Source organism: Sphingomonas silueang, from assembly GCF_040049155.1.
In the GTDB taxonomy this organism is placed as follows: domain Bacteria; phylum Pseudomonadota; class Alphaproteobacteria; order Sphingomonadales; family Sphingomonadaceae; genus Sphingomonas; species Sphingomonas silueang.
Window position 1 is genome coordinate 25,151 of record NZ_JBDZDK010000011.1, and the last position, 23,190, is coordinate 48,340.

Genomic DNA, 23,190 nt, shown 5'->3' on the forward strand with positions numbered 1-23,190 from the left:
GCTTGGCGACCGGGCGGCACGGAGAATTAGCCGGCCTTCGGGGTGAGGCTGCCGCCCTGTGCCTTGCAGGCCTTGGCGGTGATGTCCTTGAAACCCTGGCCCTTGCAGCTGTTCTGGCCCTTGCAGTCGTGGTTGCCCGACTTGCAGTCCGACGTGCCCTTGCACGAATTGACGCCGTAACAGGGCTGCACCTTGGCCTTGCCCGCGGCATAAGCCGGAGCGGTGGTCGCAGCGCCGGCGAGAGCGAGCATGGCAGCGGCGGAGGCGATGGCGGCGCCGGTCTTGAAGGTCTTCATGAGATACTCCTGAATAGAGGTGATGTTTCGCCAGATGGCATGGCGGTTTTCGAGCGTGATGCGGCGCCGGTTACAGACTTCGATAAATTCTATTTTGCCTGAGCAAGTGTAACCGTCGGCCAGCCTCCAGCGGACCCAACATCGTGGTCCGACTCAATCAGCCTCCCGGACCACCGTGCGGCGATCGCCTTCCCGGAGGTCGTCGCACGTGAGGCTGATTGAAGGAGACTGTCATGACCAATCGTAAGACCGCCGCGCTCAGCGCGCTGCTGCTCGCCTCGCTCGCTGCCGGCGCAACCACCGCGGCGCATGCTCAAGCCAAGAAGCCGATGGAAAAGTGCTACGGCGTTTCCAAGGCCGGCAAGAACGACTGCAAGGCTGGCGCCGGCACAACCTGCGCGGGCACGTCGAAGATCGACTATCAGCGCGACGCCTGGAAGCTGGTGCCTGCCGGCACCTGCACCAAAATCAAGACGCCCAAGGGCTACGGCTCGCTGACCCCCAAAGCGTAAGGATCGGTGCCATGTCCATGACCGCAGGCCTGGGCTTCAAGCTCGAGCATCTCGATGAAGCGCTGACGGCGCGAAACCCGGGCCTGTGGTTCGAGGTGCACGCGGAGAATTACATGGTGGACGGGGGGCCGCGCTTGCGGGCGCTCGTCGCGCTTGCCTCGCAATTCCCGATCTCGCTGCACGGCGTCGGCCTATCGCTTGCCTCGGCCGAACCGCCGACACCGGAGCATCTGACGCTTCTGCGACGCCTCGTCGATCGAATCCAGCCGGCCGCTGTCTCCGATCATCTCGCATGGCAGAAATGGGAAGGCGCGCATCACGCCGATTTCCTACCCTTTCCGCGGACACGCGAGGCGCTCGCCATCACGGCCGACAATGTCGCGCGCGTCCAAGATGCGCTCGGCCGGGCCATCATGGTCGAGAATCCATCACTTTATGTCGATCTGCCCGGACACGAACTCGATGAGGCTGCCTTCCTTTCGCAGCTCGCGACGCGGACCGGCTGCGGCCTTCTCGTCGACGTGAACAACATCTTCGTCAGTGCGGCGAACCTCAATTTCTCGGCCGAGGCGCGGATCGATGCAATCCCGGCGTCGATCGTGGGCGAGATCCATCTCGCCGGGCACCGTCCCGATCCCGACCCGACCAGCGGATTGTTGATCGACAGCCATGACGCTTCGGTCTCCGATCCTGTCTGGCTGCTCTATCAGCGGCTGATCGACCGGATTGGCCCGCGACCGACGATCATCGAACGCGACGACGAGATCCCCCAGTTCAACGAACTCATGCTTGAGCGCGACCGCGCGCATCGGCTGCTCGAACAACGGATGCCGGTCGATGCTTGACGCTCGCTCATTTCAGCAAGGGTTCGGTGCGATGCTTGCTTCGCCGGAACGAGCGTCCGACCCGGCGATCAGACGTGCCCTGGCCGTGCACCGCAACACTGCAACAAAGGCCGCGCGCGACGCTCTGTTCGCCAACTACCCGGTCGTGGCGGCACTGGTTGGCGAGGACGCCTTCGCAGCCTGCGCAACGGCCTATGTCGAAGTGTCACCGCCGGCGGAAGCGCGCCTGTGCCTTTATGGCTCCAGATTTCCGGCATTTGTCGATGCCTGGACTCCCTTTGCCGAAGCATCCTATCTCGGCGCCGTTGCTGCGCTTGAGCGCCTGGTGACGGATGCGCTGTTCGCGGCGGACGAAGGCCTTCTCGATCCCGAAGCGCTCGCAGCGGGCATCGATCCAGATGCGGCACTGCGCTGGCATCCGGCGACACGGACCGGACAGAGCCAGTCGCCCGCTGCAAGCCTGTGGCTTGCTCATCAGGCCGACGCGCCGCCCGAAGCCCTCGATACGCTCATCTGGGCGCCGGAGCAGTTCCTCATCACCCGCCCGGCCGATGCGATTGAGGTCCGGGTGATCGGCGCGCCTACGCGCGCCTTCCTTGCCGGCTCGACGCTCGCAACCGCAGCAGAGAACGCCGCCAGCGAAGGCGGCGATGTCGCCGCGATCTTCGCGACCTTGCTTTCGGCCGGCGCCTTTGCCGGACATATCCAACAGGGAGAAAATCCATGAACATCTATGCCCGTATCGGCCAGAAACTCGATCAACTTCCGGGCTCGATCCTCTTGCTCGTCGCTCGTTTCGGCGTTGCCGGAGTGTTCTTCATGTCCGGCCGCACCAAGGTTGATGGCATTCTTCATATCACCGACAGCACTTACTCGCTGTTCGAGACCGACTATCGCATCCCCTTGATCCCGCCCCACATTGCGGCTCATCTCGCGACCTATCAGGAGCATCTGTTCCCGATCCTGCTTGTGCTCGGCCTGTTCAACCGTGTCGCGGCTCTCGGGCTGCTCGGCATGACGACGGTCATCGAAGTGTTCGTCTATCCCGACGCCTGGCCGACGCACTTGAGCTGGGCCGGATTGCTCCTTCCGATCATATTCCGCGGCGGCGGCAAGTTTTCGCTCGACCATCTGCTCGGGATCGATCCGGTGCGCGGCAAGGCGAACAAGGATTATGCGGCCGATTGATAACGGCTTACCGTCGGCGCTCCAGCGCCGGCATCCAGATACCCAGCGGCACGGCATCGCCCGAAAGGGCGCTCCGTGCCGCTATTGCATTTGCCAGAGGTCGACAGCGGCACAAATGTTTTGAAGCGGAGTGATGCCCGCACGGCGACCCAAGCAGTCGGCATGGGATGTGAGAATCCTGGCACCGATGCGGGATCGCCATTTCGCTGTGATCGAGAATTGGACCGAGCATCGCGCCATTTCGAAAAGCTGAATTCCAGCGCTGATCGAGATCGGCAAAAAACTGCCGAAGCGCGTAACCTGAATCGCCACGGCGTCGAATACCATAGTGTCGCGGCCGTTACCCTCCCTTCAGCCGACGACGCCGCTGCCCGATGGGCGGTGACTCCTGTCGCTCAACCAGTGGCGGCAGTCCGTAAGACGATGCCGGGTCGGACTGCCCCTGCGGCCCGGCATCGCGAAACGCTCGAGAGCCGAGCGATCGCCATTTCCCAATCACACAAAACACGCTGCGCCGGCCGCGGATTGGCCATCCGTCGATGATGGTGGTCTTGCTCTTCGCCCAATCAAATTTTGATCGCGGTCGACAATCTCAGCGAGCATCCACCAGGGATCCCGCTCCAGCTTACCGCGGCGCGGACGTTATCCCTCGTCGCAGCTGAGCCAATTGTGCGTGATCATCGAAAGAGATCGCGCCATCGCCGAGCCGGCTGACACCAAGCTGACGGAACAGATCGGCGAGATCGGGATCCACCCGCGACGCGGCGAAGCGGGTATAGAGATCGATCAGCGAATTGGTGCCGACCGCCTGGTCTCCGACCATCATGAGCTGCTCGGGCGACCAGTCCGTGGTGTTCCCGCCGCTCATGCGATTGATGCGACGAAGCGCGTCGCGGAGTGAACGCTTGCCCATGGTATCGCGATAGATGGCGATCTCCGCGAGGAGCCAGAATGCGGCACCACCCCAATAGAGCCGGCCCCAGGCACGGGTGCCGTCCATGCCGCCGTCACCAGGTTGCGGACTGCCCTTCGGCAGACCCGTGACCAGCTGACGCCACACCTCCGCGGCAGGGAGCTGGCCGGCCATCGCGCGCGCGATCGGCTCAACATAGGTCGCGTTTCCCTCCTGTAGCCACAGAGCGCGGCGTGGCAGATCGGGAAGCGCGGTGTGGACCATTTCATGGACAAGCACCCAGTCATCGCGGAACGCGGCGCTTGCGGCCCCGGTCCCGGCATGAATCCTGGTAGCGGAACCGGCGTAGCCGAACGTCGTCGCGTGACCGACCTTATCGGATGAGTCGGCGATGACGAGCAGACCGAAATCCTCGACCGGAAAGCGTCCGAAATAGGCCGTCACCGCCAGGGCCGCCGTGCGCACCCAGGTTAGAACCGGCTTGCGAGCAAGCCCGGGCGCGCCGTCGGCGAAAACGACCCGTATCGTCCCACCACCGATCTTCAGCACCTGTTGGGGTTGGCGGCCGAGCGCGGCATACATGTCGTCCGGGTCTTCATAGCTCGGAGCCGTGATGGCTTCGCCTAAGGAAGCGCCGCCGACCGCGACCGCTCCGAGGCTTGCAATGACGGCGCGACGATCGAAGCGCATGGCGTCAGCGCAGGGGCTTTGCGGCGAACGCCTTCAACTGCGCAGGATCCGTAATGCCGACGATCCTGCCGACTTCCCGGTTTCCTTTGTAGGCGATCAGCGTGCTTTGCTTCGTGATCCCAAGCACCCTCTTCTCGGCCGCCTGATTGTCATAGTCGAGGCGAAGGATGATCAGGTTTTTGTATGCAGGATCCTTGGCAAGCTTTTCGATCGTCGGCGCCTGGGCGCGACAAGTGGGACACCAGGGCGCAAAGGCATCCACCAGGACGGGCTTACCGGCCGCCTGAGCAGCCTTAAGAGCCGCCAGGCTGAATGGTTGAACCGGCTGCGCCTGAACCGGAGCAGCAATAACAGCAAGCGCCGCAAGAGGCAGCACGCGAAGAAAGGTCATGATCGCAATTCCGTGGTTGGTTGGAGACGAAGCGAGCTTCGATCTGACTCTCGAAGAGGTTACAGCTCAGCTTGCCTTGGTTACGGCCAGCACAGGACCACCCCGTCCAGCCTGCAAGAACGCGGCTGTTGCCAAACCTGGGGCGGCCTGCGGCAGCGCAAAGCTGTTGGCGCTTCCATTCCAATGCCCGATTTTGGTCAGCCGGCGAACGATGTTGCGATGCGGGAGCGTTCGGCCGCCGTTCTCGCCGGCCCTGATCGCGACCTGGACCGTTCGAGGGTCATAGTTGGCGATCCAGATATCGGCGCCGCCCGCTGGAGCGCGACCTGAGCCGACGTTGATCTTGCCGTTCGCGATTGTGAGCGGGGGGCCGTCATTGCGTGCCGCGCGGATCGATGCGTCGAGTTCGGCTCGGCTGTTGCCGATGACCGTCTTGCTGCCGTTGATCCAAATCTGCGGGGTCGCGACATTGCCCAGACGATTGTAGCGCGAATAATCCCACTGCCGCTGCGTGAATTGCGGCGTAGCAAAGCTGTCGCGCCAACCGAGATAGTCCCAATAGGTGACGCCGAAGGACAGGGCCACGACATCAGGACGATCGGCGAGCGCGTTCAGATTGGCGTTCGCCGGCGGACAACTCGAGCACCCCTGACTCTGATACAGTTCGACCAGAACAGGACCGCCACGCCGGGGCGACGCCGTTTGGGCATCGCCGCGGCCCGACTCGATCACGCCCATGACGCCCGCGCCAAAGGCGAGCAAACCGAGGATAAGGGCTGGAGCGCGCATCACGGTTCCTTTCAGTAGCCCGGCATCACACCCATCATGGCGCCTGCGATCGAGATCGTGCCGAAGGTGAGCATGACGATGAGCGCCACGCCGGAACCGATGAACGGAAGTGCGCCGGAAAGCGCCCGCTGGCTGGTCTGGGTCTGCACGGTTTCGTTCCTCTCGGGCATGTTGCTTGATGCTCTGGAATTCGCTGACATCGGCGCCGCGGTTACAGTTCCCTCGCTCGAACGCGGGCCATTGTCTCAGTTGGTGAATCGCACGCCCGGCCGTTCTCGCGTATCCACAAGCAGCTCGAAGATGTCGGGCCTCGAATAATGACCCGCGGTGTCGAGATAGAGGCGCCCTTCGGCCAGCTTGTCCGGATCGATCGTGGCGGAGAGCGTCGAAGTATCCCCGCTCGCGGCGATCGCGACAATCGAGGCATCAGGGCCGATGATGGCGCTTCCCCCCGATTTCAGCAATTCGCGCTCTGCGGGGATCGCCTCCAACATCAAACGCGCACCGGGTTCGGCAGTATCGAGGCTATCGAACCCTTCGAGCACATCGTGCCGGGTCAGGACGGTGCCCGCCGCGGCGACATAGCATTGGCCTTCGAAAGCATAGTGACGGCTTGCAAGAAGGTGGAGTTCCGTCACTGCGGGCCACAAGGCGAAATGCAAAACCTCGCCATGTTGATGCCGTGCCGCCCTGGCGAGCGGCATCCAATGCTCCCAACAGATAAGTGCGCCGACAGGTCCGTGCGTTCCGGGCCAGGGCCTCAAGGTGCTGCCGTCGGCGGCCGCCCAGATCAGCCGCTCATTATGCGTTGGCATGACCTTGCGGTGGATATCGCGCCATCCGCTCGGGGTCACGCGAACGACGCTATTGTAGATGCTCGAGCCGCGCCGTTCCTGAATGCCCATGACGATCTCGACGGACAGTTCCGCCGCAAGATCGGCAAGTCGCGCGATTTCCGGTCCTTCCAAGACCGGGCAGTTCGCGAACAATATACGAAACAACAACTCCGCGGGGCGATGCCCCCAAAGCGCCGCTCCGGCGCTCTCGTCCAGCCATACCGGGTAGCCGGGCAACCAGGCTTCCGGGAACACCACAACCGTGGCGCCAAGCCGGGCCGCATCACGGATCAGTTCCTCCGCCCGGTCCATACTGGCGGCGAGATTGAGGAAGACGGGCGGCGCCTGGATGATCGAGATGGAGAAATCCGTCACTCTGGCGCTCCCGTCTGGAAAAAATGTGTGTGGCGGGAAGTGAGGGGCTGTCCCGCCACACAGCGCCGCTTTCTTGACTTTGCTTACGCGGCACATCGCGTCATTCGGTCTTGAACGACCTTGGGTTACAGCAAGTCTCGCCTACTCACGCGATTTCCTCGAGACTATCGACCTCTCCGCAGCTGCGGCGCTCGATGCGGACGCCTCATCCGCCCGCGCGAGCAATCAATCGGCGACGTTTTCAGCGCGCTCCTTCAATTCAGCATCGATCGGGCAGTTCGCGCAGGCATCATGCTTGCACAGGCGGCAGATGCGATACGAATGGTCTGAATCGCGCAAGCGGGCGCGGAGGACTCGCCGAGACATATCCGCCAAGATGGCAACCTCATCCGCGCTCAGGACGTCCAGGCTGGACGCCAACGCTTCGCTTCTGGCGTCAAGCACAGCGGCTGAGGCCTGCTCCCCCGACGGGGTCAGATAGAGCGAGCGAACGCGGCTGTCGTCCGCATGTCCCCGTCGTTCGATCAGCCCCTCGGAGACCAGTCGGTCGACAAGTCGAACAGTGCCTGCATGAGATAGGCCGACCCCGGCTGAGAGCGTCCTGATCGACAGCCCCGGCTCATGATCCAAAAGCGCCAGCGCTGCGGCAGTCGGGCCGGCATCTGGTGCCTTGGACGCGACCACACGGGCAATTTCGTCTCCGATCAATAAGGCGAAGGCCCCGATCGTGTTCCGGTCACGGTTCATATCCATCGCCTCCATTTATATGCGCGACGCATATAGACAAGCCTCAAACGAGGATATATGCGCGCCGCATACATTCCACGTATCGGAGCATGAATGCACGAGCGGGCGCTCGATCAACCAATCCGGTGCCTCCCATCCGAACGCCGCAACGGGCGTGCTCGATCAAATGACGACGGCCCCCTGAGAAGCGGGTGGGACGCGACATCACACCAATTCGCTTATGAAAGGACTGAAAGTATGAGAATCTTTGACAGCTACGATTTTCGAGTCGCGGAGCACAACCGGAACGATCTCGCGTTCCTGCGCTGGGCACTGGTCATCGTATTCCTATGGTTTGGCGGGATGAAATTCACCGCCTATGAGGCAAACGGGATTGCACCATTCATCGACAACAGCCCCGTCATGCACTGGCTCAACATGTTCGGCGTCCAGGGGCAAAGCTACGTCATTGGTGTGATCGAACTCGCGACGGCAGCCGCCCTGATTGCTGGCGCCTTTCGCTCCGCTTTTTCGGCTCTCGGCGCTGCGATGTCGATCGCGACCTACGCCATAACATTGACGTTCTTCGTGAGCACGCCTGGCGTGGCCGAGCAAACCGCGGGCGGCTTCCCCGCAATTTCGGCGGCGCCCGGTCAGTTCCTCTTGAAAGATGCCGTTCTCCTGGCCGCCTCGTTGGTCCTGTTTGTAAACTCGGTCCAGCGGAAGGGATCAAGCATAGCCTAGTCAGGCGGCGGATTGACCGAGAGGCGCACTTGAGGAGGCGGCAACACGCCGTTTCAGGGCGGGGCACAGGCTCCGCCCCCCCAACCGAAACGGGGTCATGTCCGACGTCAAGACACGCGCAAAGGTGTTCGGCGGATGCGCCGTTGGGCTTTTTCAGGCGCATCCTCTGGTTCTGCCTGAACCCATATCGACCCCCCGGCCTGGCCCCAGCGTAACCGATTGCCTCGCGGCTGCGAATGTAGTGTCAAGACTCGCGGCGTGGAGGCCCGTCGACCGAGTGTTCGACGGAGCATTTGATGAATACCGAAGTGTTGATTGCGGAGCTTTCCAGAAACCTGCAGCCCGTGCCCCCGCACGGCCCGCGCACTTTCCTGCGCCGGGGCCTGATCTGGGGCGCGGTCCTTGCGACCGCCGTACTCCTGTTCTGGCCTTCGCTTGGCGCACGCGGCGACCTGTTGGAAGCGGCCGCGACGATGAGCTTTTGGGTGAAATTGCTCTATACCGCTTCGATTGCCTCGCTCGGCTTTTTCGTACTCGAACGGCTGAGCCAGCCAGGCACCGGCGACTTTCACTGGACCCGTCTCCTTTGGCCTCCGGTCGCGCTTCTGGCATTGGTGACGGCCATGCAGTGGGCCATCGCTCCCGATGGCGGTTCCGCTTCCTTCTGGATGGGGTCGAGCTGGTTTCAGTGCCCGCTCTATGTGACGCTGTTGTCCGTGCCCGTTTTCGTTGGCTTGGTGCGAGCGATGACGCATCTTGCCCCGACACGGCTTGAAGCGGCCGGCGCAGCGGCTGGGTTGGTCGCGGGCGCCACTGGTGCCTCCATATACGCGCTGCACTGCGCCGAGACATCGCCCGGCTTTGTGCTGCTCTGGTACTCGCTCGGCCTCGGCGCAGCGACGCTAATCGGTGCGGTCATCGGGCCTCGGCTGCTCCGTTGGTAGCCAACCGAGCCGGTTCCGGGCGCTTGCTATGAACAGCGACGCGAAACTTTCGGTCCCATTGTAACCGCCGGACGTTGCCCCTCGAATTCCGTCATGTGCCGGGCTGTCCCTCCGTCCCGTCCGGGCCCGGCACACCTATCGGAGTATGTCTGTGCCGGAAGAAACAATCGCACCATTTCACGGTTTCGGGCTCGGCTTGCGCATCCCGCATTTCCAGAACTACCTGACCGAATCCGTTCCTGTCGATTTCGTCGAGATCATCTCCGAGAATTTCATGGTGGCCGGCGGGCGCCCGCTCCACGTTCTCGACGAGGTGCGCGAGCGCTGGCCGGTTGCGATGCACGGCGTTTCGATGTCGATCGGCTCGGCCGATGGCGTCCGCTCCGACTATCTTGAACGCCTTAAAGCGCTCGCCGACCGGGTCCGGCCATTGTGGGTCTCCGACCATCTGAGCTGGTCGCGCGTCGGGGAGGTCAATTCCCATGACCTGCTCCCGCTGCCCTTCACCGAGGAAGCGCTCGACACCGTTTGCGCGAACATCGAACATGTCCAGAACGTACTCGAACGCCCGCTGGTCCTCGAAAACCCGTCCACCTATCTCACCTTCGCCGACGACCAGATGACCGAGTGGGCCTTCCTTGCCGAGATGACGAAGCGAACGGGCTGCTACCTGCTACTCGACGTCAACAACATCTATGTCAGCGGCACGAACAACGGTTTCGACCCCTATGACTATCTGGCGGGCGTGCCGGCGGAGCGTGTTCGGCAAATCCATCTTGCGGGCCACAGCCAGGGGCGGGGTCGCCTGATTGATACCCACGATGAGCCCGTTCCCGATCCCGTTTGGGATCTGTTCGCCCGGATCTACCCCGGTCTCGGCCCTGTAGCCGCCATGATCGAACGCGACGATAACATCCCTCCGCTTCAGGATCTGCTGGATGAGCTGGATATTGCGCGTCGCATCGCGGGCGATGTGACGGCGGCTGCGGCATGAGGCTGCTCGATCTCCAGCGGGATTTCCTGGATTTCCTGGTCGATGCGCCAAGTGACATCGCGGTTGGCGGTGACGATGGAATTGGCCTCGCGGTTTATCACAACGCCTACAGCGCCCAACTCGTGGAGTGCCTCAAGGACAGTTACGAGCGCCTGTGGGCATGGCTCGGCGACGAGGCGTTCGAAACGGCTGCGCGGCGACATATCGCCGGCCACCCGCCGCATAGCTGGACGCTCGCCGACTATGGCGTCGATTTTTCAGCGACGGTGGCCGACCTCTACCCGGACGATCCCGAAGTCGCCGAAATCGCCGCGCTCGACTGGGCCCTACGGCGCGCCTTCGACGGCCCCGATGCACCGGCCTTCGACCCGCAACAGCTCGGCGCGGTCGATTGGGATGAAGCGGTGATCGCGTTCGTGCCGACACTCACCTTGCTATCCGTCAAGACCAACTGCGCCTTGATCTGGAACGCGATCGCCGCCGAAGAAGAAGTTCCGGCGGCCGAGATGCTGCCCGAACCAGGTTGGGTGCGTGTCTGGCGTGTCGGCCTCCAACCGCATTTCGCCTCGATTGAGACCACCGAGATGGGAGCCATCCAGCTCGCATCGTCGGGAATGAGCTTTGCTCGCCTGTGCGACCGCTTGTCCGAAGAGATCGGCATCGAAATTGCGGTCGATGCCGCAAGTCGTTACCTCGCGTCCTGGGTGCAAGACCAGATGATCGCGGAAATCCGGTGAGACCGTTTTGTATGAGGACCAAGCGCCGATGATCCGCTTCTATTTTCATCCGACCCCAAACCCCTTGAAGGTCGCCCTGATGCTCGAAGAACTCGGCATCGACTATGAGCTTGTACCTGTCGACACCTATAGGGGCGAACAGCGCACCTCCTCCTTCCTGGCGATCAATCCGAACGGGAAAGTCCCCGCGATCGTCGATACCGAAGGTCCGGGCGGGGTTCCGACGGCGGTCTTCGATTCAACCGCGATCCTGCTCTACCTCGCGGAAAAGCACGGCAAATTCCTCGGGTCGCACGAGGATCGAGGGCAATTGCTCTCGTGGCTGTTTTTCGTGGCATCGGGCCTTGGACCGTTTTCCGGCCAGGCGGTGCACTTCCAACGGGTCGCACCACCGGGCCTGGACTATGCGCTCAACCGCTATCGGCGCGAAGCCGAACGCCATTACCAGGTTCTCGACGATCATCTTCGCGAACGGACCTATTTTGTCGGCGAAGCCTACACCATCGCCGACATGGCCGCCTGGGGATGGATCGAACGCGCCGGTTTCGTCTTCCCTGAATTCGATGAGCCTCTCGATCGCTATCCGAATGTGGCCCGGTGGCACAGGCTGATCAATGCACGGCCGGCGGTGTGGCGCGCCCGCGACGTCGGCAGCGACCACGAGTTCAAGCGCGAGTTCGACGAGCAAACCCTGCGCGCGCTCTTTCCCTCAAATTATGCGGCAAAAGGCTGAGGACACCGATCGTGGACGTCGAAGGAAAACGGGTTCTTATCACTGGCGGGTCGAGCGGCATCGGGCTTGCCATGGCGCATGGGCTTGCGGCACGCGGCGCGCATTTGGTCATCGCCGCGCGCGGAGCAGCGCGCGTCGATGACGCTGTCGCGGCTTTGGACGCGTCTGGCGCGGAGGCCGCCGGCATCGTGGCCGATGTCGCAACCGAGGCAGGGCGAGCGGCGGCCTTGCAGGGCGCCATCGACGCATTCGGCGGGCTCGATATTCTCGTGAACAACGCAGGCGCGGTCCGCGCCGGTCGCCTTGATGCGATTGATGAAGATGAGATTCGCGCCATGATCGAGGTGGACCTTGTCGCCCCCATCATGCTGACCCGCGCTGCATTGCCTCTCCTGCGAACCGGCCCAGAGAGCATGATCGTGAACGTCTCTTCCGCGATCGCGCTGGTCGCGATGCCGTACTATGCGACCTACGCTGCGGTGAAAGCTGGCCTGGCGAACTTCGGGGAATCGATGCGACGCGAGCTCAATGGAGAGGGTATCCGCGTGATGACCGTCTATCCCAGCGGCACCGACACGCCGATGATGGCGACGAATAATGCGGGCCCGGAGATCGGATTCTCGCTTGAGCCGGCCGAAGCGGTCGCTGAGGCGATCATCGCAGGTATCGAGAACGACGCCATCAGCGTGGTGCGCGGCGGCCCCGAACGACAGGTTCTGATCGATCTGAATCGCGCGGATCCGACGTCGATCGACGCCCATTTTATCGCGATCAAAGACGTCTTCGAGCGAGGCGTGCAGTCGCATCGCGCGCTGTGAAGCAAGTCGATCCTCGCAGGGAGGCTCCCATGCTGACCAGACCCGAAGGCTCCTTGCCGGAAGATTTCCACCTCACGCGACGGGCAGTCGCGGGCATGTTCTTCGGCGGCTATGCCCTCGCGGCTTTCTCCGCGGAGGCCGCGCCGATCACGACATCCGCCGACGGGCTAGTTATCGAGGGCGTTACGATTCCGAACGGAGCGTCCCAGCGCCTACCCGCCTATATCGCCCGACCTGTCGGTCAGGGCCGACACGCTGCGATCATCGTCGTGAACGAGATCTTCGGAATCCATGACTATATCAAAGACATCTGCCGACGGTTGGCGCATCTCGGCTATGTCGCGATCGCGCCCGATTTCTTCTATCGAGCGGGCGTCAATCTCCCGGCCATCGCCGACATCGACCAGATCATCCCGATCGTCCGGCAGGCGACACCCGACCAGGTCAAAAGCGACGTTGCCTCAACCTCGACCTGGCTGAAAACACAGACCTTCGTAGAAGGAGCGCGTATCGGAATCACTGGCTTTTGCTGGGGTGGTGCAGTCGTCTGGCGCGCCGCAATGGAAGATCCCGATATCAAGGCAGGCGTCGCCTGGTATGGGCAGCTCAAGCCGCTGATCGGCCGCGCTGCGGAATTGAAGGCCCCGGTGCTAGGCCTCTACGGCGCGCTTGATCAGGGCATCCCACCAGCCGACGTCGACGCCATGCGTGCTGCGTTGAAAGCAGCCGGGAAAACGGGTTCGGACATCCACGTCTATCCCGACGCCCAGCATGGATTTCACGCCGATTACCGGTCGAGCTACAACGAAGGCGACGCCCGCGACGGATGGTCGCGCATGTTGACGCACTTCCGGGAAAACGGTGTGGCGTAAATCGTCGCATGTTGACCGCGCTAATATCTGACCGCAGAGGGGCGTAGCAGGCACGGCCATGTAGGCCGTGCCCCAAGAACTGATAGGTTACTCCCGTACCTGCAGGTGCGCTGACGCGAGCAACGCTCGGCGCTGTCGCAGCAGCAGATAGGCAGCGGGCAGCACAAACATCGACAGCAGCGGCGCGGTCAGCATACCGCCGATCATTGGCGCGGCGATCCGGCTCATGACCTCCGAGCCTGCGCCCGACCCAAGCAGGATAGGCAATAGACCGGCGAGGATGACTGCGACCGTCATCGCCTTGGGCCGAACGCGGAGCAAGGCCCCCTCCCGGACGGCCGTCTCTACCTGTGCCGGGTCGGGATCCGCACCCTGCTCCTTAAGCGCGTTCTTCAGATAGATCAGCATCACCACGCCGAATTCGGCCGAGACACCGGCGAGCGCAATGAAGCCGACGCCGGTTGCAACCGACTGGTTGAAGTGGAGCAAATAGAGCATCCAGATGCCGCCGGTCAGCGCGAACGGCAGCGTCCCCATGATTAGAGCTGCCTCGTCGAGCCGTCCGAAAATCAGATAGAGCAGCACGAAGATGATCAGTAGCGTCGCCGGCACGACCAGCTTGAGCTTGCTGACGGCACGCTCGAGATATTCGAACTGCCCGGAGTAAGCGATGCTGACGCCAGGCGAGAGCTTGACCCCGCTTGCCACCGCGCGCTGCAGGTCGTTGACCACCGAGGTGAGGTCGCGCCCGCGGACGTCGATGTAAACCCAGGTCGAGGGTCGCGCATTCTCGGTCTTGAGCATCGGGGGACCGTCCGCGATCTTGACGCTCGCGACGCTGCTAAGGGTGATCTGCTGCCCCATTGGCGTCAGGATCGGCAAATCGCGAAGCCCTTCGAGGCTGTCGCGCAATTCCCGCGGATATCGGACATTGATCGGGTAACGGGCCAGGCCCTCCACCGTTTCGCCGACATTCTCACCGCCCACGGCTCCAGAGACGATCGATTGTACGTCGGTGATGTTGAGCCCGTACCGCCCGGCTGCGGCACGATCGATGTCGACATCGACATAGCGCCCGCCGGTGAGCCGCTCGGCGAGCGCCGAGCTGACCCCGGGCACGCCCTTGGCGACCGTCTCGACATCATGGGCGATCCGGTCGAGATCGGCGAGAATCGGCCCGGAGACTTTCACGCCGATCGGGCTCTTAATGCCGGTCGCCAACATGTCGATGCGATTGCGGATCGGCGGCACCCAGACATTTGCTAGACCGGGAAGCTTCACCGTCCGGTCCAGCTCGTCGACCAGCTTGGATGGCGTCATGCCTGGACGCCACTGGTCGCGCGGTTTGAACTGGATGGTGGTCTCGAACATTTCGAGCGGTGCGGGATCGGTGGCGGTTTCGGCGCGACCGGCCTTGCCGAACACGCTCTCGACCTCGGGCACGGTCTTGATCAGGCGATCGGTCTGCTGAAGCAGTTCGGACGCCTTCGCGGCCGACAGTCCAGGCAATGCAGAAGGCATGTAGAGCAGATCGCCCTCATCCATGTTCGGCATGAACTCGCCGCCCAATCGGCTAAGGGGCCAAGCCGTGGTCGCGAACACAAGGCCTGCGACCAGCAGCACCGTCTTGGGGCGATTGAGCGTCCAGTCGATCGCCGGCCGGTAGAGGTGAGTCAGCCAGCGATTGACCGGATTGGCCTGTTCTGCCGGAATCTTTCCCCGGATGAGCCAGCCCATCAGAATGGGGACGAGCGTGACCGACAAGATGGCCGCCGCCGCCATCGCATAGGTCTTTGTGAAGGCAAGGGGCGCGAACAGCCGGCCCTCCTGTCCTTCTAGCGTAAACACCGGCACGAACGAGAGCGTGATAATGAGCAGGCTGAAGAAGAGCGCCGGTCCGACCTCGGCCGCAGCTTCTGTGATCACACTCCAGCGCTCGGTGCTCCGCAGAGATTCTCCGGGATGATCGGCTTCCCAATGTTCGATATGCTTGTGGGCGTTCTCAACCATGACGACTGCGGCATCGACCATTGCGCCGATCGCTATGGCGATCCCGCCGAGAGACATGATGTTGGCGTTGACCCCTTGGAACCGCATGACGACGAAGGCCGCGAGCACGCCGAGCGGCAGTGTGAAGATTGCAACCAGCGCCGATCGCCCGTGCCAAAGGAACAGCACGCACACGATGGCAACGACGATGAATTCCTCGACCAGCTTATGAGTGAGATTGTCGACCGCGCGATCGATGAGCTGCGAGCGGTCATAAGTGGTGACGATCTCGACCCCGGCCGGCAAGCTCCTTTTCAGTGTGGCCAGCCGATCCTTCACGGCGGTGATCGCCTCCCGCGCGTTCTTGCCGGAGCGCAGGATCACAACACCTCCGGCGACTTCCCCCTGTCCGTTCAGTTCGGCGACCCCGCGCCGCATCTCGGGGCCCACCTGGATGGTGGCGACATCGCCAAGCGTGACGGGTACGCCTGCCGAGGCCGTTCGAAGGGGGATAGCGCGGAAGTCGTCGAGCGTATTCAGATAGCCCGAGGCGCGGACGATATATTCGGCCTCGCCCATTTCGAGCACCGATCCGCCGGCTTCTTGATTGGCTTTCTGAATGGCATCGACCGCCTGGGAATGCGTGATCCCGTATGCGGCAAGTTTCACCGGGTCGAGCTGCACCTGATATTGTTTGACCATGCCGCCGATGCTGGCGACTTCGGCAACGCCCGGGACGGTCTTTAGCTCGTACCGCAGGAACCAGTCCTGCAACGATCGAAGTTGGGGCAGGTCATGTCGCCCGGTCTTGTCGATGAGTGCATATTCGTAAACCCATCCGACGCCGGTCGCATCCGGACCCAGAGCGCTCTTCGATCCTACCGGTAGTCGGCCTTGGACCTGGTTCAGATATTCCAGCACCCGGCTACGCGCCCAATAGAGGTCGGTGCCGTCCTCGAAGATCACATAGACGAAGCTGTCGCCGAAGAAGGAATAACCGCGCACCGTCTTGGCGCCCGGAACCGACAGCATCGTGGTGGTAAGCGGATAGGTGACTTGGTTCTCGACGATCTGCGGCGCCTGCCCCGGCCAGGACGTGCGGATGATGACCTGCGTGTCGGACAAGTCCGGCAGCGCGTCGATGGCCGTGGTCCGGACCGCCCATACCCCGATCGCTGCGACGACGAGGACGCCGAGCACGACGAAGAACCGGTTCTTGACCGATCCGCGAATGATGGATGCGATCATTGGCCAGCCGCCTTCGTCATGCGGCGAACCGCTGGCCCCGACGCCGGCCGATCAAAGCTGAAGCGCACCCGATCGCCCACCTTGTAGCCTCGGGCAATCGACGGATCGGGAAGCGCGAAGCTCATCGTCATCGCCGGCCATCCGATCGTCGGTATCGCTTGATGGCTAAGCGTGACCGACGTGCTGGTAAGCTGTTCGATCCTGCCGGTCGTTTCGCTGCTGACTGCCGACGTCGGAGGCTTTACTGCCATCGCCATCCCGCTGATTGGACGCGCCTGAACACCTGACAGACTTGCCTCCGAGTCGATCAGGAACTGGCCCGAAGCCACCACCTTCTCACCCTCCGAAAGGCCCGCGAGAATCTCGATATCGTCACCGGACTCGCGGCCGGTCTGCACTTCGGCCGGCTGATAGCGCCCATTGGTAAGGGCCAACATCACCAGCGTCCGCTTGCCCGTCCGGATCAGGGCCTCGGACGGGATCAACAATGCCGGTGTCGCGTTGCCACCAAATCCTACTGTGGCAAACATGCCGGGGCGCAGTCGTCCTCCGCGATTGGGAAGTTCGATGCGCGCGGTAAGCGTCCGGCTCCCCACCTGCACGTCAGGCAGCACCGCCGTAACCCGACCGGTGAAGGTTTCGCCCGGATAAGCGGTGAGCGTGGCGGTCGCGGCCTGGCCGATCTTGAGCTGGCCGGCGAGCGCCTCCGGCACGGCAGCATTGAGCCAAACGGTCCCGAGGCCATTCACCTCGGCCAACGTCTGGCCCATCGCGACGGTCATGCCCGAGCGGACACCAAGCGTCTTGATCACGCCTCCGGTCGGTGTCGAGATCGTGATGATGTTCTGTGGCCTGCCACTGCGTTCAACGGCAGCGATCGTCCCTACCGGCATCCCGAGCAGGGCAAGCCGCTGGCGGGCGGCAGCAGCGAGCGCAGAATTGCCGGTGCGGCGCACGGCGAGATACTCGACTTGCGCGCCTGCCCAGTCCGGCACCAGGATGTCTGCCAGAGGCGCGCCGGCACCAATCACGTCACCCGGCGCACGCGCATAGACGCGCTGCACGAAGCCTGCCGCCCGTGCCTGGACGATCGCCAGGTCGCGCTGGTTGAAGTCGATCATGCCCGTTGCGGAGAGCTGGCCCGCCAGTTCTCCGCGCCGAACCGTCACGGTGCGCAGACCGAGGCTCTGAGAGGCTGCCGGATCGATCCGGATCCCAGGAGCACCGCCGCCCGCGTCGTCGGCGTATTTCGGGACGAGCTGCATATCCATGAAAGGAGATTTGCCCGGCTGGTCGAAGTGCTGCCCGGGCACCATCGGGTCGTAATAATAGAGCGGCTTGCCCCTGCCGCCATCTGTCGCAGGGGCAGATGGGGTCGCGGTCAACGTCAGACGAGCTACGCCGTAGCCCAAGCCCCCGCTCGCCAAGATCGCGAGGATGACGGCGCGTCCTGCCGGCGTGCGTGGTATCAAGGACGAAACTTTCATTGTTCAGTGCTCCGATAGGTGAGCGTCAGCCGTGCGCCATCGGCGGCAACCGTAGCTTCGCGGTCGAGGGTGTTGAGCGTCGCGTCGACGAGCGCCGCATAGGCACTGGCCACATCAACCAAGGTCGCGCGTCCCGCCCCATAGCTTGCGATCTCGAGCTTCACACGCTGCTCCGCGAGCGGCTGCAACGTGTCGCGCGCGCGCACCCATTGTTCATGGTGCATAAGATGATCGGCGAGGTCGGCTTCCAGATCGGCCGTCAGCGAACGCAAAATAGTCTCGCGGTCGGCAGCAGCCCGCCCGGCCTGCGACCGCGCCGCGCTGATATCCGCCGACTGGCGCTTCCGCGTGAAGGTCGGCAGGCTGATCGTGAGTCCCGCCGAAACATAGTCGCCGAACCGGGGGTCGCGACGCTGGTAGGCGAGATTGACACCGAAATCCGGTCGGCGACTGGCTTCGGCGACACGCACGTCCGCATCCGCCTGCACCCTTTGTGCGTCTGCCAATCGGAGCGACGGGTTGCCCTCGATGCCCGCTCTCAGCACAGCCCCGTCAACAATGAAATCGGGGACCGGCCCAGAGATTTCGGGATCAGGCTCGCCTGTCCATCTTGTCAACATCGCCTTGGCCCGCGCGACCTGGGAGACTAGCTCCGCCCGGCGATCCTGAAGGGCCGCGATTGCCTGCTGGCCTTCCAGCGTTTGCGCCGGTCTGGCATTCCCGGACGCTACCGCGACCCGTGTCGTGCGGATCACGCCGTCCAGTCCGGCTAGCAAGCGGTCGAGCGCGGCGAGGCGCCGCTCTGAATATGCGAGGTTGATCCAGGCAAGCGCCGTTGCGACCTCAACGTTCCGCGCTTCCACGGCTTCGCCGGCCTCGGCCGCCCAAATATTCGTCGCTGCGCGTGCCTGTTGCGCATGGCGTTTGGCGAGGTTGGGAAAGTCCTGGGAAACGCCAACCCGCGCCATCGTGAAATCGTCGCGGTTCGGTTCAAATGCCAGCGGTCCTGAGACGGGGAAACTTTCGATGCCCAACGCGAGGGTAGGATCAGGCAGGGTTCCAGCCGCGTCTCGCGCCGAACGGGCGGCATCGACCCCAAGCGCCTTAGCCTTCAAGGAGGGTGCAGCTGACTGCGCCTGACGCAACGCAGCTTCGAACGTCAGCGGCCCAGCCCAAGCCGCATCGGGAAGCGCCGCGAGCAGCGGCACAAAAAGTAGGTATCGCATGAAAAACTCCCGATCGAGTTGATCGAGCCGACCGATGCCCTCAGCGCTGGACGCGCGTTTCCGGAGGCGCGGCGATGCCGCTCCCCCGGAATTTATGTTCTCTGTTGCCAGAGGCGTCGGATCGGCCCGGGTATCAGCCGGCCGAAGCTGCCGGCGCGCACGCCATATCGCCGGCCGCGCGGTCGCCAGCCTCCGCGTGGTCGGGCACCCACACCCGCCGCCGCACCGGGAACGGGCTCTTGGGACCGAAACTCGGTCCGGAGCGCCATTCATAGTGTCCACCCGACATGGCCATTTGCTCGGTGTCAGGAACCCAAACCCGGCGCGGTGCGACCAGCGGAGCGCGAGGCCCGTAGGTCGGCGCCCGGCGCCATTCGTAGTGGCCGCTGGAAGCATCGGGCTGCGAGGGGGAAGCGTGAGCCACGCCGGCGAAAGAAAGAGCGGCAACTATTGCCGCGACAAAGGTTGAGGTCTTCATTGGTCAATCTCCGAATCTGAATGAATTGCAGCAAACCAGCGCCTGCGAGGGCTCAGCCCGGCAGCAAGCACACTGGATTGCGAGATTCAGATCAGATGATCGGAGGCTGGATGTCGGGCGGCGGCGAGCGGCCTCGAAGTGGGACGGTGACGTTCAGCGTCACAATCGAATTGGCGATATAGGAGCGGACCGCGGACGGAACCGTATCGGGAAGCGCTAGCGCCATTCCAGAGCAGGCAACCATGTAGTTGAGGCAATCCGCTGGCGTGCAGCCCTTGTGCTTGCTTGGCCCGTGGTCCTGATCCGATGCTGATTGCATCATGTTCATGCAGTCGGCCATAGACATCGCCATGTTCCCCGCCGGCATCGGGCCCTGAGCTGCCGACGCCGCGCTCTGCCCTACCGCGCTGAAGAGCGCGATCGAAAGCAGCAGAGAGAGGATTTGGCGGATCATGAGCAGCATCTGCCACTTCGCTTGGAATGAGACAACGACGATAAGTTCGCGCCTCAATCGAAGATGGTTACACTCGATCCGAAAATATCACCTCATCTGGCGTGACGGTTTGGCCTGCGCTCTATCAGCGAATGACCAGCACGCCGCCGGTCGCACACCGCCAGGAGGACTGGCGGTGTGCGTTACAGAGATCAGGCCTTCCAGTTCTCTGGGAACATCCGCTTGAGCGCCTCGACTTTCGGCCGATCATTGACGATGATGTAGGGGTAGTTCGGATTACGAGCCATGAAGTCCTGATGGTAGCCCTCTGCTGCGAAGAAGCCTTTCTGCTGTTCGAGCCGCGTAGCGATCGGCGCCGAATAGACGCGGGCCGCGCTCAGCTGGGTGATGTAGGCGCGTGCTACCTTGGCCTGAGGTGCCGATAGAGGGAACAGGGCGGTGCGATATTGGGTGCCTTGATCGGGCCCCTGCCGGTTCACCTGGGTCGGATCTGCGACTACCGAGAAATAGATGCGCAGCAAAGTAGCGTAGTTGACCTGCCGCGGGTCGAACACGACCTTGACCGCTTCCGCATGGCCGGTCGTGCCGCTCGAAACGGTCTCATATTGCGCGGTCGATGCCGAGCCGCCGGCATATCCGGAGGTCGCGCTGACTACTCCCTTCACATGACTGAAGACCCCCTCGACACCCCAGAAGCAGCCGCCAGCAAAGATCGCAGTCTCGCGGTTTCCACCAGGCACTTCCTTCACGACGGCAGCGGGAACCTTGATGGCGCTATCGCGCGCTTCGCTGGGCTTTATTGCAGCGGTCACGCCGATACCGACGAACAATGTGGCCGCAAAGGCAGTGGAACGTAACATTGACACAGACTCCGGAAACGCGCCTCCGGTCCTGCATTCGTTCGTGCCACAACGCCGGTTACAGGCGACCTGTAACCATCCTGCCCCCAGCGACGTATATGTGGATATGGAACGATCACTCTCCCAGCCCACTCGCCGCAAGCTTCTCGGGCTTGGCGCAACCGCAGCACTCGGCACGCTCGTATGGCGATTGATCGGTGCCGATGACGCTGCGGCTGTGGCGGCCGCACCCGCCACATTTCGTCTGACCGATGCGGAATGGCGAAAGCGGCTCTCTCCGCAGGCTTATGCCGTGCTCCGGCGAGAGTCGACCGAACGTCCCTATTCAAGCCCGCTCAATAACGAGCACCGCAAGGGCATCTTCGCGTGCGCTGGATGCGCCCTCCCGCTTTACTCGTCAGCCACGAAATTCGACAGTGGCACCGGCTGGCCGAGCTTCTACGACCACCTACCTCGCGCAATCGGCGAGCGCATCGACAACAGCCTGGGCGTGGAACGCACCGAGGTTCATTGCGCACGATGCGGCGGTCATCTGGGGCATGTCTTCAATGATGGCCCGAAACCGACCGGGCTTCGCTATTGCATGAATGGCGTTGCGATGACGTTCAAGCCAGCTTGAGCAGACCATGACGGGCGCCATATTAAGTGTCGCCTGGCTCAGCTGCCAAAATCATCATGAAGGCGGCCGGTATTTTGTGCCTCGGCGAGCCGGATTGATATCCGGAGCGCGTACAACAGCAGCAGCGACCAATGTCCTTCGGACGGTCGTCCGCTGATGTCTTTTAGCATTTGCCAGATACGACACGTCCTCGCCGCTGCCGATCACGGTAGCTTTTACAAGGCCGCCCGTGCACTGGGGATGGAGCAGTCCACACTTAGTCGGGACGTTGCCAAACTAGAACGGATGATCGGCGTCCAAATTTTTGTGCGTTCGCGCGCAGGAATAAGCACAACGGTGGCGGGAAGGGATTTTATTCGATGCGTTAGGCCAATGCTTGCCAACGCGGATAGGTTAGTGGCAGCGATGCGTGCTTCTGGTCAGGGTCGCGCCGGCGAGCTCGTTATTGGACATTATTGCTCCCTTTCTGCGGGAAACCTGCGAGCGACGATATTAGGTTGGAGTAGCACGCATCCAGATGTCAATCTCGACGGAATAGAAGCGAACCGAAGCGCTTTGCTTGCTGGTCTCGATACCGGGGAAATCGACATCGCCATTCTGGCGGGCGAAGCCGCTCATGATGGCTACCGACGCGAAGCCTTCTGGAGCGAGCGTGTGATGGTAGCCCTGTCTTCAAGCCACCCTCTCGCGGAACGCGAGATCGTGCATTGGACCGACCTGCGCGGCGAGCGATTCCTGCTACCCGCCGCGGACCCAGGCCCAGAAATTTGCGACATGCTTGTCGGTCGACTTTCAGTGACCGGGGTCCAACCAGACATCAGGATGCATCGATGTAGCCGCGAGACGATCCTGAGCTTGTTGGGCGATGGGCTTGGCCTCACCGTCATCTGCGAAGGTAGCGCCGGGGCGTGCTATCCTGAAGTTGTCTATCGGCCCATTCATGGTGAACAAGGGCCGATGCTGATCGGCTATTCCGGCTACTGGCGCGACCTTAACAGCAATCCCGCGCTTCTGCGCTTTCTCAGGTTCATCAAGTCGCGCTACGCGCTAGCGTTTGATATTTCGGATAGCGCGGTAGGATAGACCTGTTTTGTCGGAGCTTATTTATGTCGCAGAATAAGGTGCTTATTGTCGCGCTGACCGCACTCGTCGTAGGATTTGCAGGCGGTTTCGTCATGCGCCCCGTGATACTGCCCGTGCCGCAATCCGAGACTGTGGCTGACGCGCCGCCAATGGCCGCGACATCAAGCGAGGCGCGAGGCGTCCAGTATTTTGTAGCGCATCTCGAAGAAGCGCGCCAAATCGTGGCTGGATGCCGTGATGGTTCGGTGCGAGGTGGCGAGTGCGCCACGGCCGAAGAAGCGATCATCAAGGTCGATGCCCAAGAGCGCCGGAAGCGGTTCTTGGGCAATTGATCGCCGCACGG

Annotated in this window: 26 protein-coding genes; 14 read left to right on the top strand and 12 right to left on the bottom strand. The window is 62.7% G+C overall.

Annotated elements, in window-relative coordinates; translation table 11 throughout:
* Positions 1 to 26: 26 nt before the first annotated feature.
* Positions 27 to 296 (bottom strand): BufA2 family periplasmic bufferin-type metallophore, encoded by a 270-nt coding sequence (bufA2, locus tag ABLE43_RS11960; protein ID WP_155178619.1) that lies wholly within the window; start codon positions 294 to 296, stop codon positions 27 to 29.
* Between the two features lie 233 nt (positions 297 to 529).
* Between bufA2 and ABLE43_RS11965 the strand changes: the two genes are divergently transcribed.
* Genes ABLE43_RS11965 through ABLE43_RS11980 form a run of 4 tightly spaced genes read left to right on the top strand, consistent with a single transcriptional unit; the run spans position 530 to position 2,841 of the window.
* Positions 530 to 808: a BufA1 family periplasmic bufferin-type metallophore gene (locus ABLE43_RS11965; protein ID WP_155178617.1), complete on the top strand. Its 279-nt coding sequence runs from the start codon at positions 530 to 532 to the stop codon at positions 806 to 808.
* Positions 809 to 819: 11 nt separating this feature from the next.
* Positions 820 to 1,653, top strand: a complete 834-nt coding sequence (bufB, locus tag ABLE43_RS11970; protein ID WP_155178615.1) for an MNIO family bufferin maturase — start codon at positions 820 to 822, stop codon at positions 1,651 to 1,653.
* On the top strand, positions 1,646 to 2,380 hold the full coding sequence (locus ABLE43_RS11975; RefSeq protein ID WP_155178613.1) for an HvfC/BufC N-terminal domain-containing protein: 735 nt from the start codon (positions 1,646 to 1,648) through the stop codon (positions 2,378 to 2,380). Before bufB (ABLE43_RS11970) ends, ABLE43_RS11975 begins: the two co-directional genes overlap by 8 nt.
* Positions 2,377 to 2,841, top strand: a complete 465-nt coding sequence (locus tag ABLE43_RS11980; RefSeq protein WP_155178611.1) for a DoxX family protein — start codon at positions 2,377 to 2,379, stop codon at positions 2,839 to 2,841. Before ABLE43_RS11975 ends, ABLE43_RS11980 begins: the two co-directional genes overlap by 4 nt.
* Before the next feature lie 625 nt (positions 2,842 to 3,466).
* On the opposite strand, the gene ABLE43_RS11985 is transcribed toward ABLE43_RS11980, so the two are convergent.
* From ABLE43_RS11985 to ABLE43_RS12010, 6 genes are all read right to left on the bottom strand, one after another.
* Positions 3,467 to 4,444, bottom strand: a complete 978-nt coding sequence (locus ABLE43_RS11985) for a gluzincin family metallopeptidase (protein ID WP_155178609.1) — start codon at positions 4,442 to 4,444, stop codon at positions 3,467 to 3,469.
* A gap of 4 nt (positions 4,445 to 4,448) precedes the next feature.
* Positions 4,449 to 4,835: a thioredoxin family protein gene (locus ABLE43_RS11990; protein ID WP_155178607.1), complete on the bottom strand. Its 387-nt coding sequence runs from the start codon at positions 4,833 to 4,835 to the stop codon at positions 4,449 to 4,451.
* Between the two features lie 66 nt (positions 4,836 to 4,901).
* Entirely contained in the window at positions 4,902 to 5,624 is a 723-nt protein-coding gene (locus ABLE43_RS11995) for a DUF1223 domain-containing protein (RefSeq protein WP_348978719.1), read from the bottom strand.
* Positions 5,625 to 5,635: 11 nt separating this feature from the next.
* Positions 5,636 to 5,773, bottom strand: a complete 138-nt coding sequence (locus tag ABLE43_RS12000) for a hypothetical protein (RefSeq protein WP_155178603.1) — start codon at positions 5,771 to 5,773, stop codon at positions 5,636 to 5,638.
* Between the two features lie 96 nt (positions 5,774 to 5,869).
* A complete protein-coding gene (locus ABLE43_RS12005; protein WP_196221735.1) occupies positions 5,870 to 6,835 on the bottom strand; it encodes a carbon-nitrogen hydrolase family protein in 966 nt (321 codons plus the stop codon).
* Between the two features lie 225 nt (positions 6,836 to 7,060).
* The gene (locus ABLE43_RS12010; protein WP_230461250.1) at positions 7,061 to 7,582 is read right to left on the bottom strand and encodes a MarR family winged helix-turn-helix transcriptional regulator; all 522 of its coding nucleotides are present in this window, start codon (positions 7,580 to 7,582) and stop codon (positions 7,061 to 7,063) included.
* Between the two features lie 237 nt (positions 7,583 to 7,819).
* Here ABLE43_RS12010 and ABLE43_RS12015 point away from each other — a divergent pair, with 237 nt between their 5' ends.
* The 7 genes from ABLE43_RS12015 to ABLE43_RS12045 all read left to right on the top strand — a co-directional run bounded on the left by ABLE43_RS12015 (position 7,820) and on the right by ABLE43_RS12045 (position 13,403).
* Positions 7,820 to 8,305: a YkgB family protein gene (locus tag ABLE43_RS12015; protein ID WP_155178597.1), complete on the top strand. Its 486-nt coding sequence runs from the start codon at positions 7,820 to 7,822 to the stop codon at positions 8,303 to 8,305.
* A 296-nt stretch (positions 8,306 to 8,601) separates the two neighbouring features.
* Positions 8,602 to 9,249, top strand: a complete 648-nt coding sequence (locus ABLE43_RS12020) for an NrsF family protein (protein ID WP_155178595.1) — start codon at positions 8,602 to 8,604, stop codon at positions 9,247 to 9,249.
* 145 nt (positions 9,250 to 9,394) lie between these two features.
* A complete protein-coding gene (bufB, locus tag ABLE43_RS12025) occupies positions 9,395 to 10,243 on the top strand; it encodes an MNIO family bufferin maturase (RefSeq protein ID WP_155178593.1) in 849 nt (282 codons plus the stop codon).
* Positions 10,240 to 10,980: an HvfC/BufC N-terminal domain-containing protein gene (locus ABLE43_RS12030; protein WP_155178591.1), complete on the top strand. Its 741-nt coding sequence runs from the start codon at positions 10,240 to 10,242 to the stop codon at positions 10,978 to 10,980. Before bufB (ABLE43_RS12025) ends, ABLE43_RS12030 begins: the two co-directional genes overlap by 4 nt.
* Positions 10,981 to 11,008: 28 nt before the next feature.
* Positions 11,009 to 11,713 carry a glutathione S-transferase family protein gene (locus ABLE43_RS12035; protein WP_155178589.1) on the top strand — a complete coding sequence of 235 codons (705 nt, stop codon included), beginning with the start codon at positions 11,009 to 11,011 and terminating at the stop codon, positions 11,711 to 11,713.
* An 11-nt stretch (positions 11,714 to 11,724) separates the two neighbouring features.
* Positions 11,725 to 12,531, top strand: coding sequence for an SDR family NAD(P)-dependent oxidoreductase (locus ABLE43_RS12040; protein WP_155178587.1), 807 nt, complete (start codon positions 11,725 to 11,727; stop codon positions 12,529 to 12,531).
* Positions 12,532 to 12,560: 29 nt separating this feature from the next.
* Complete coding sequence (locus ABLE43_RS12045; protein ID WP_155178585.1) at positions 12,561 to 13,403, top strand: dienelactone hydrolase family protein; 843 nt, start codon at positions 12,561 to 12,563, stop codon at positions 13,401 to 13,403.
* Positions 13,404 to 13,490: 87 nt separating this feature from the next.
* Here the strand turns inward: ABLE43_RS12045 and ABLE43_RS12050 are convergent, their stop codons facing one another.
* The 5 genes from ABLE43_RS12050 to msrA all read right to left on the bottom strand — a co-directional run bounded on the left by ABLE43_RS12050 (position 13,491) and on the right by msrA (position 21,145).
* Positions 13,491 to 16,640 (bottom strand): efflux RND transporter permease subunit, encoded by a 3,150-nt coding sequence (locus ABLE43_RS12050; RefSeq protein ID WP_155178583.1) that lies wholly within the window; start codon positions 16,638 to 16,640, stop codon positions 13,491 to 13,493.
* Positions 16,637 to 18,127, bottom strand: coding sequence for an efflux RND transporter periplasmic adaptor subunit (locus tag ABLE43_RS12055; RefSeq protein WP_155178581.1), 1,491 nt, complete (start codon positions 18,125 to 18,127; stop codon positions 16,637 to 16,639). The genes ABLE43_RS12050 and ABLE43_RS12055 overlap by 4 nt, the downstream gene beginning before the upstream one ends.
* The gene (locus tag ABLE43_RS12060; RefSeq protein WP_155178579.1) at positions 18,124 to 19,353 is read right to left on the bottom strand and encodes a TolC family protein; all 1,230 of its coding nucleotides are present in this window, start codon (positions 19,351 to 19,353) and stop codon (positions 18,124 to 18,126) included. The genes ABLE43_RS12055 and ABLE43_RS12060 overlap by 4 nt, the downstream gene beginning before the upstream one ends.
* A gap of 569 nt (positions 19,354 to 19,922) precedes the next feature.
* Complete coding sequence (locus ABLE43_RS12065; RefSeq protein WP_155178577.1) at positions 19,923 to 20,294, bottom strand: hypothetical protein; 372 nt, start codon at positions 20,292 to 20,294, stop codon at positions 19,923 to 19,925.
* Positions 20,295 to 20,476: 182 nt separating this feature from the next.
* Positions 20,477 to 21,145, bottom strand: a complete 669-nt coding sequence (msrA, locus tag ABLE43_RS12070) for a peptide-methionine (S)-S-oxide reductase MsrA (RefSeq protein WP_155178575.1) — start codon at positions 21,143 to 21,145, stop codon at positions 20,477 to 20,479.
* Between the two features lie 106 nt (positions 21,146 to 21,251).
* On the opposite strand from msrA, the gene msrB reads away from it, so the two are divergent.
* The 3 genes from msrB to ABLE43_RS12085 all read left to right on the top strand — a co-directional run bounded on the left by msrB (position 21,252) and on the right by ABLE43_RS12085 (position 23,179).
* Positions 21,252 to 21,764, top strand: coding sequence for a peptide-methionine (R)-S-oxide reductase MsrB (gene msrB, locus ABLE43_RS12075; protein ID WP_155178573.1), 513 nt, complete (start codon positions 21,252 to 21,254; stop codon positions 21,762 to 21,764).
* Between the two features lie 156 nt (positions 21,765 to 21,920).
* Positions 21,921 to 22,847, top strand: a complete 927-nt coding sequence (locus tag ABLE43_RS12080; protein WP_155178571.1) for a LysR family transcriptional regulator — start codon at positions 21,921 to 21,923, stop codon at positions 22,845 to 22,847.
* A gap of 23 nt (positions 22,848 to 22,870) precedes the next feature.
* Complete coding sequence (locus tag ABLE43_RS12085; RefSeq protein WP_155178569.1) at positions 22,871 to 23,179, top strand: EexN family lipoprotein; 309 nt, start codon at positions 22,871 to 22,873, stop codon at positions 23,177 to 23,179.
* The last annotated feature ends 11 nt before the right edge of the window (positions 23,180 to 23,190 follow it).

What these genes read in the sequence shown, in the direction of transcription:
- bufA2 (WP_155178619.1), bottom strand. Translation starts at nt 296, where the DNA reads ATGAAGACCTTCAAGACCGGCGCCGCCATCGCCTCCGCCGCTGCCATG.
- ABLE43_RS11965 (WP_155178617.1), top strand. Translation starts at nt 530, where the DNA reads ATGACCAATCGTAAGACCGCCGCGCTCAGCGCGCTGCTGCTCGCCTCG.
- bufB (WP_155178615.1), top strand. Translation starts at nt 820, where the DNA reads ATGTCCATGACCGCAGGCCTGGGCTTCAAGCTCGAGCATCTCGATGAA.
- ABLE43_RS11975 (WP_155178613.1), top strand. Translation starts at nt 1,646, where the DNA reads ATGCTTGACGCTCGCTCATTTCAGCAAGGGTTCGGTGCGATGCTTGCT.
- ABLE43_RS11980 (WP_155178611.1), top strand. Translation starts at nt 2,377, where the DNA reads ATGAACATCTATGCCCGTATCGGCCAGAAACTCGATCAACTTCCGGGC.
- ABLE43_RS11985 (WP_155178609.1), bottom strand. Translation starts at nt 4,444, where the DNA reads ATGCGCTTCGATCGTCGCGCCGTCATTGCAAGCCTCGGAGCGGTCGCG.
- ABLE43_RS11990 (WP_155178607.1), bottom strand. Translation starts at nt 4,835, where the DNA reads ATGACCTTTCTTCGCGTGCTGCCTCTTGCGGCGCTTGCTGTTATTGCT.
- ABLE43_RS11995 (WP_348978719.1), bottom strand. Translation starts at nt 5,624, where the DNA reads ATGCGCGCTCCAGCCCTTATCCTCGGTTTGCTCGCCTTTGGCGCGGGC.
- ABLE43_RS12010 (WP_230461250.1), bottom strand. Translation starts at nt 7,582, where the DNA reads ATGAACCGTGACCGGAACACGATCGGGGCCTTCGCCTTATTGATCGGA.
- ABLE43_RS12015 (WP_155178597.1), top strand. Translation starts at nt 7,820, where the DNA reads ATGAGAATCTTTGACAGCTACGATTTTCGAGTCGCGGAGCACAACCGG.
- ABLE43_RS12020 (WP_155178595.1), top strand. Translation starts at nt 8,602, where the DNA reads ATGAATACCGAAGTGTTGATTGCGGAGCTTTCCAGAAACCTGCAGCCC.
- bufB (WP_155178593.1), top strand. Translation starts at nt 9,395, where the DNA reads ATGTCTGTGCCGGAAGAAACAATCGCACCATTTCACGGTTTCGGGCTC.
- ABLE43_RS12030 (WP_155178591.1), top strand. Translation starts at nt 10,240, where the DNA reads ATGAGGCTGCTCGATCTCCAGCGGGATTTCCTGGATTTCCTGGTCGAT.
- ABLE43_RS12035 (WP_155178589.1), top strand. Translation starts at nt 11,009, where the DNA reads ATGATCCGCTTCTATTTTCATCCGACCCCAAACCCCTTGAAGGTCGCC.
- ABLE43_RS12045 (WP_155178585.1), top strand. Translation starts at nt 12,561, where the DNA reads ATGCTGACCAGACCCGAAGGCTCCTTGCCGGAAGATTTCCACCTCACG.
- ABLE43_RS12050 (WP_155178583.1), bottom strand. Translation starts at nt 16,640, where the DNA reads ATGATCGCATCCATCATTCGCGGATCGGTCAAGAACCGGTTCTTCGTC.
- ABLE43_RS12055 (WP_155178581.1), bottom strand. Translation starts at nt 18,127, where the DNA reads ATGAAAGTTTCGTCCTTGATACCACGCACGCCGGCAGGACGCGCCGTC.
- ABLE43_RS12060 (WP_155178579.1), bottom strand. Translation starts at nt 19,353, where the DNA reads ATGCGATACCTACTTTTTGTGCCGCTGCTCGCGGCGCTTCCCGATGCG.
- ABLE43_RS12065 (WP_155178577.1), bottom strand. Translation starts at nt 20,294, where the DNA reads ATGCTGCTCATGATCCGCCAAATCCTCTCTCTGCTGCTTTCGATCGCG.
- msrA (WP_155178575.1), bottom strand. Translation starts at nt 21,145, where the DNA reads ATGTTACGTTCCACTGCCTTTGCGGCCACATTGTTCGTCGGTATCGGC.
- msrB (WP_155178573.1), top strand. Translation starts at nt 21,252, where the DNA reads ATGGAACGATCACTCTCCCAGCCCACTCGCCGCAAGCTTCTCGGGCTT.
- ABLE43_RS12080 (WP_155178571.1), top strand. Translation starts at nt 21,921, where the DNA reads ATGTCTTTTAGCATTTGCCAGATACGACACGTCCTCGCCGCTGCCGAT.
- ABLE43_RS12085 (WP_155178569.1), top strand. Translation starts at nt 22,871, where the DNA reads ATGTCGCAGAATAAGGTGCTTATTGTCGCGCTGACCGCACTCGTCGTA.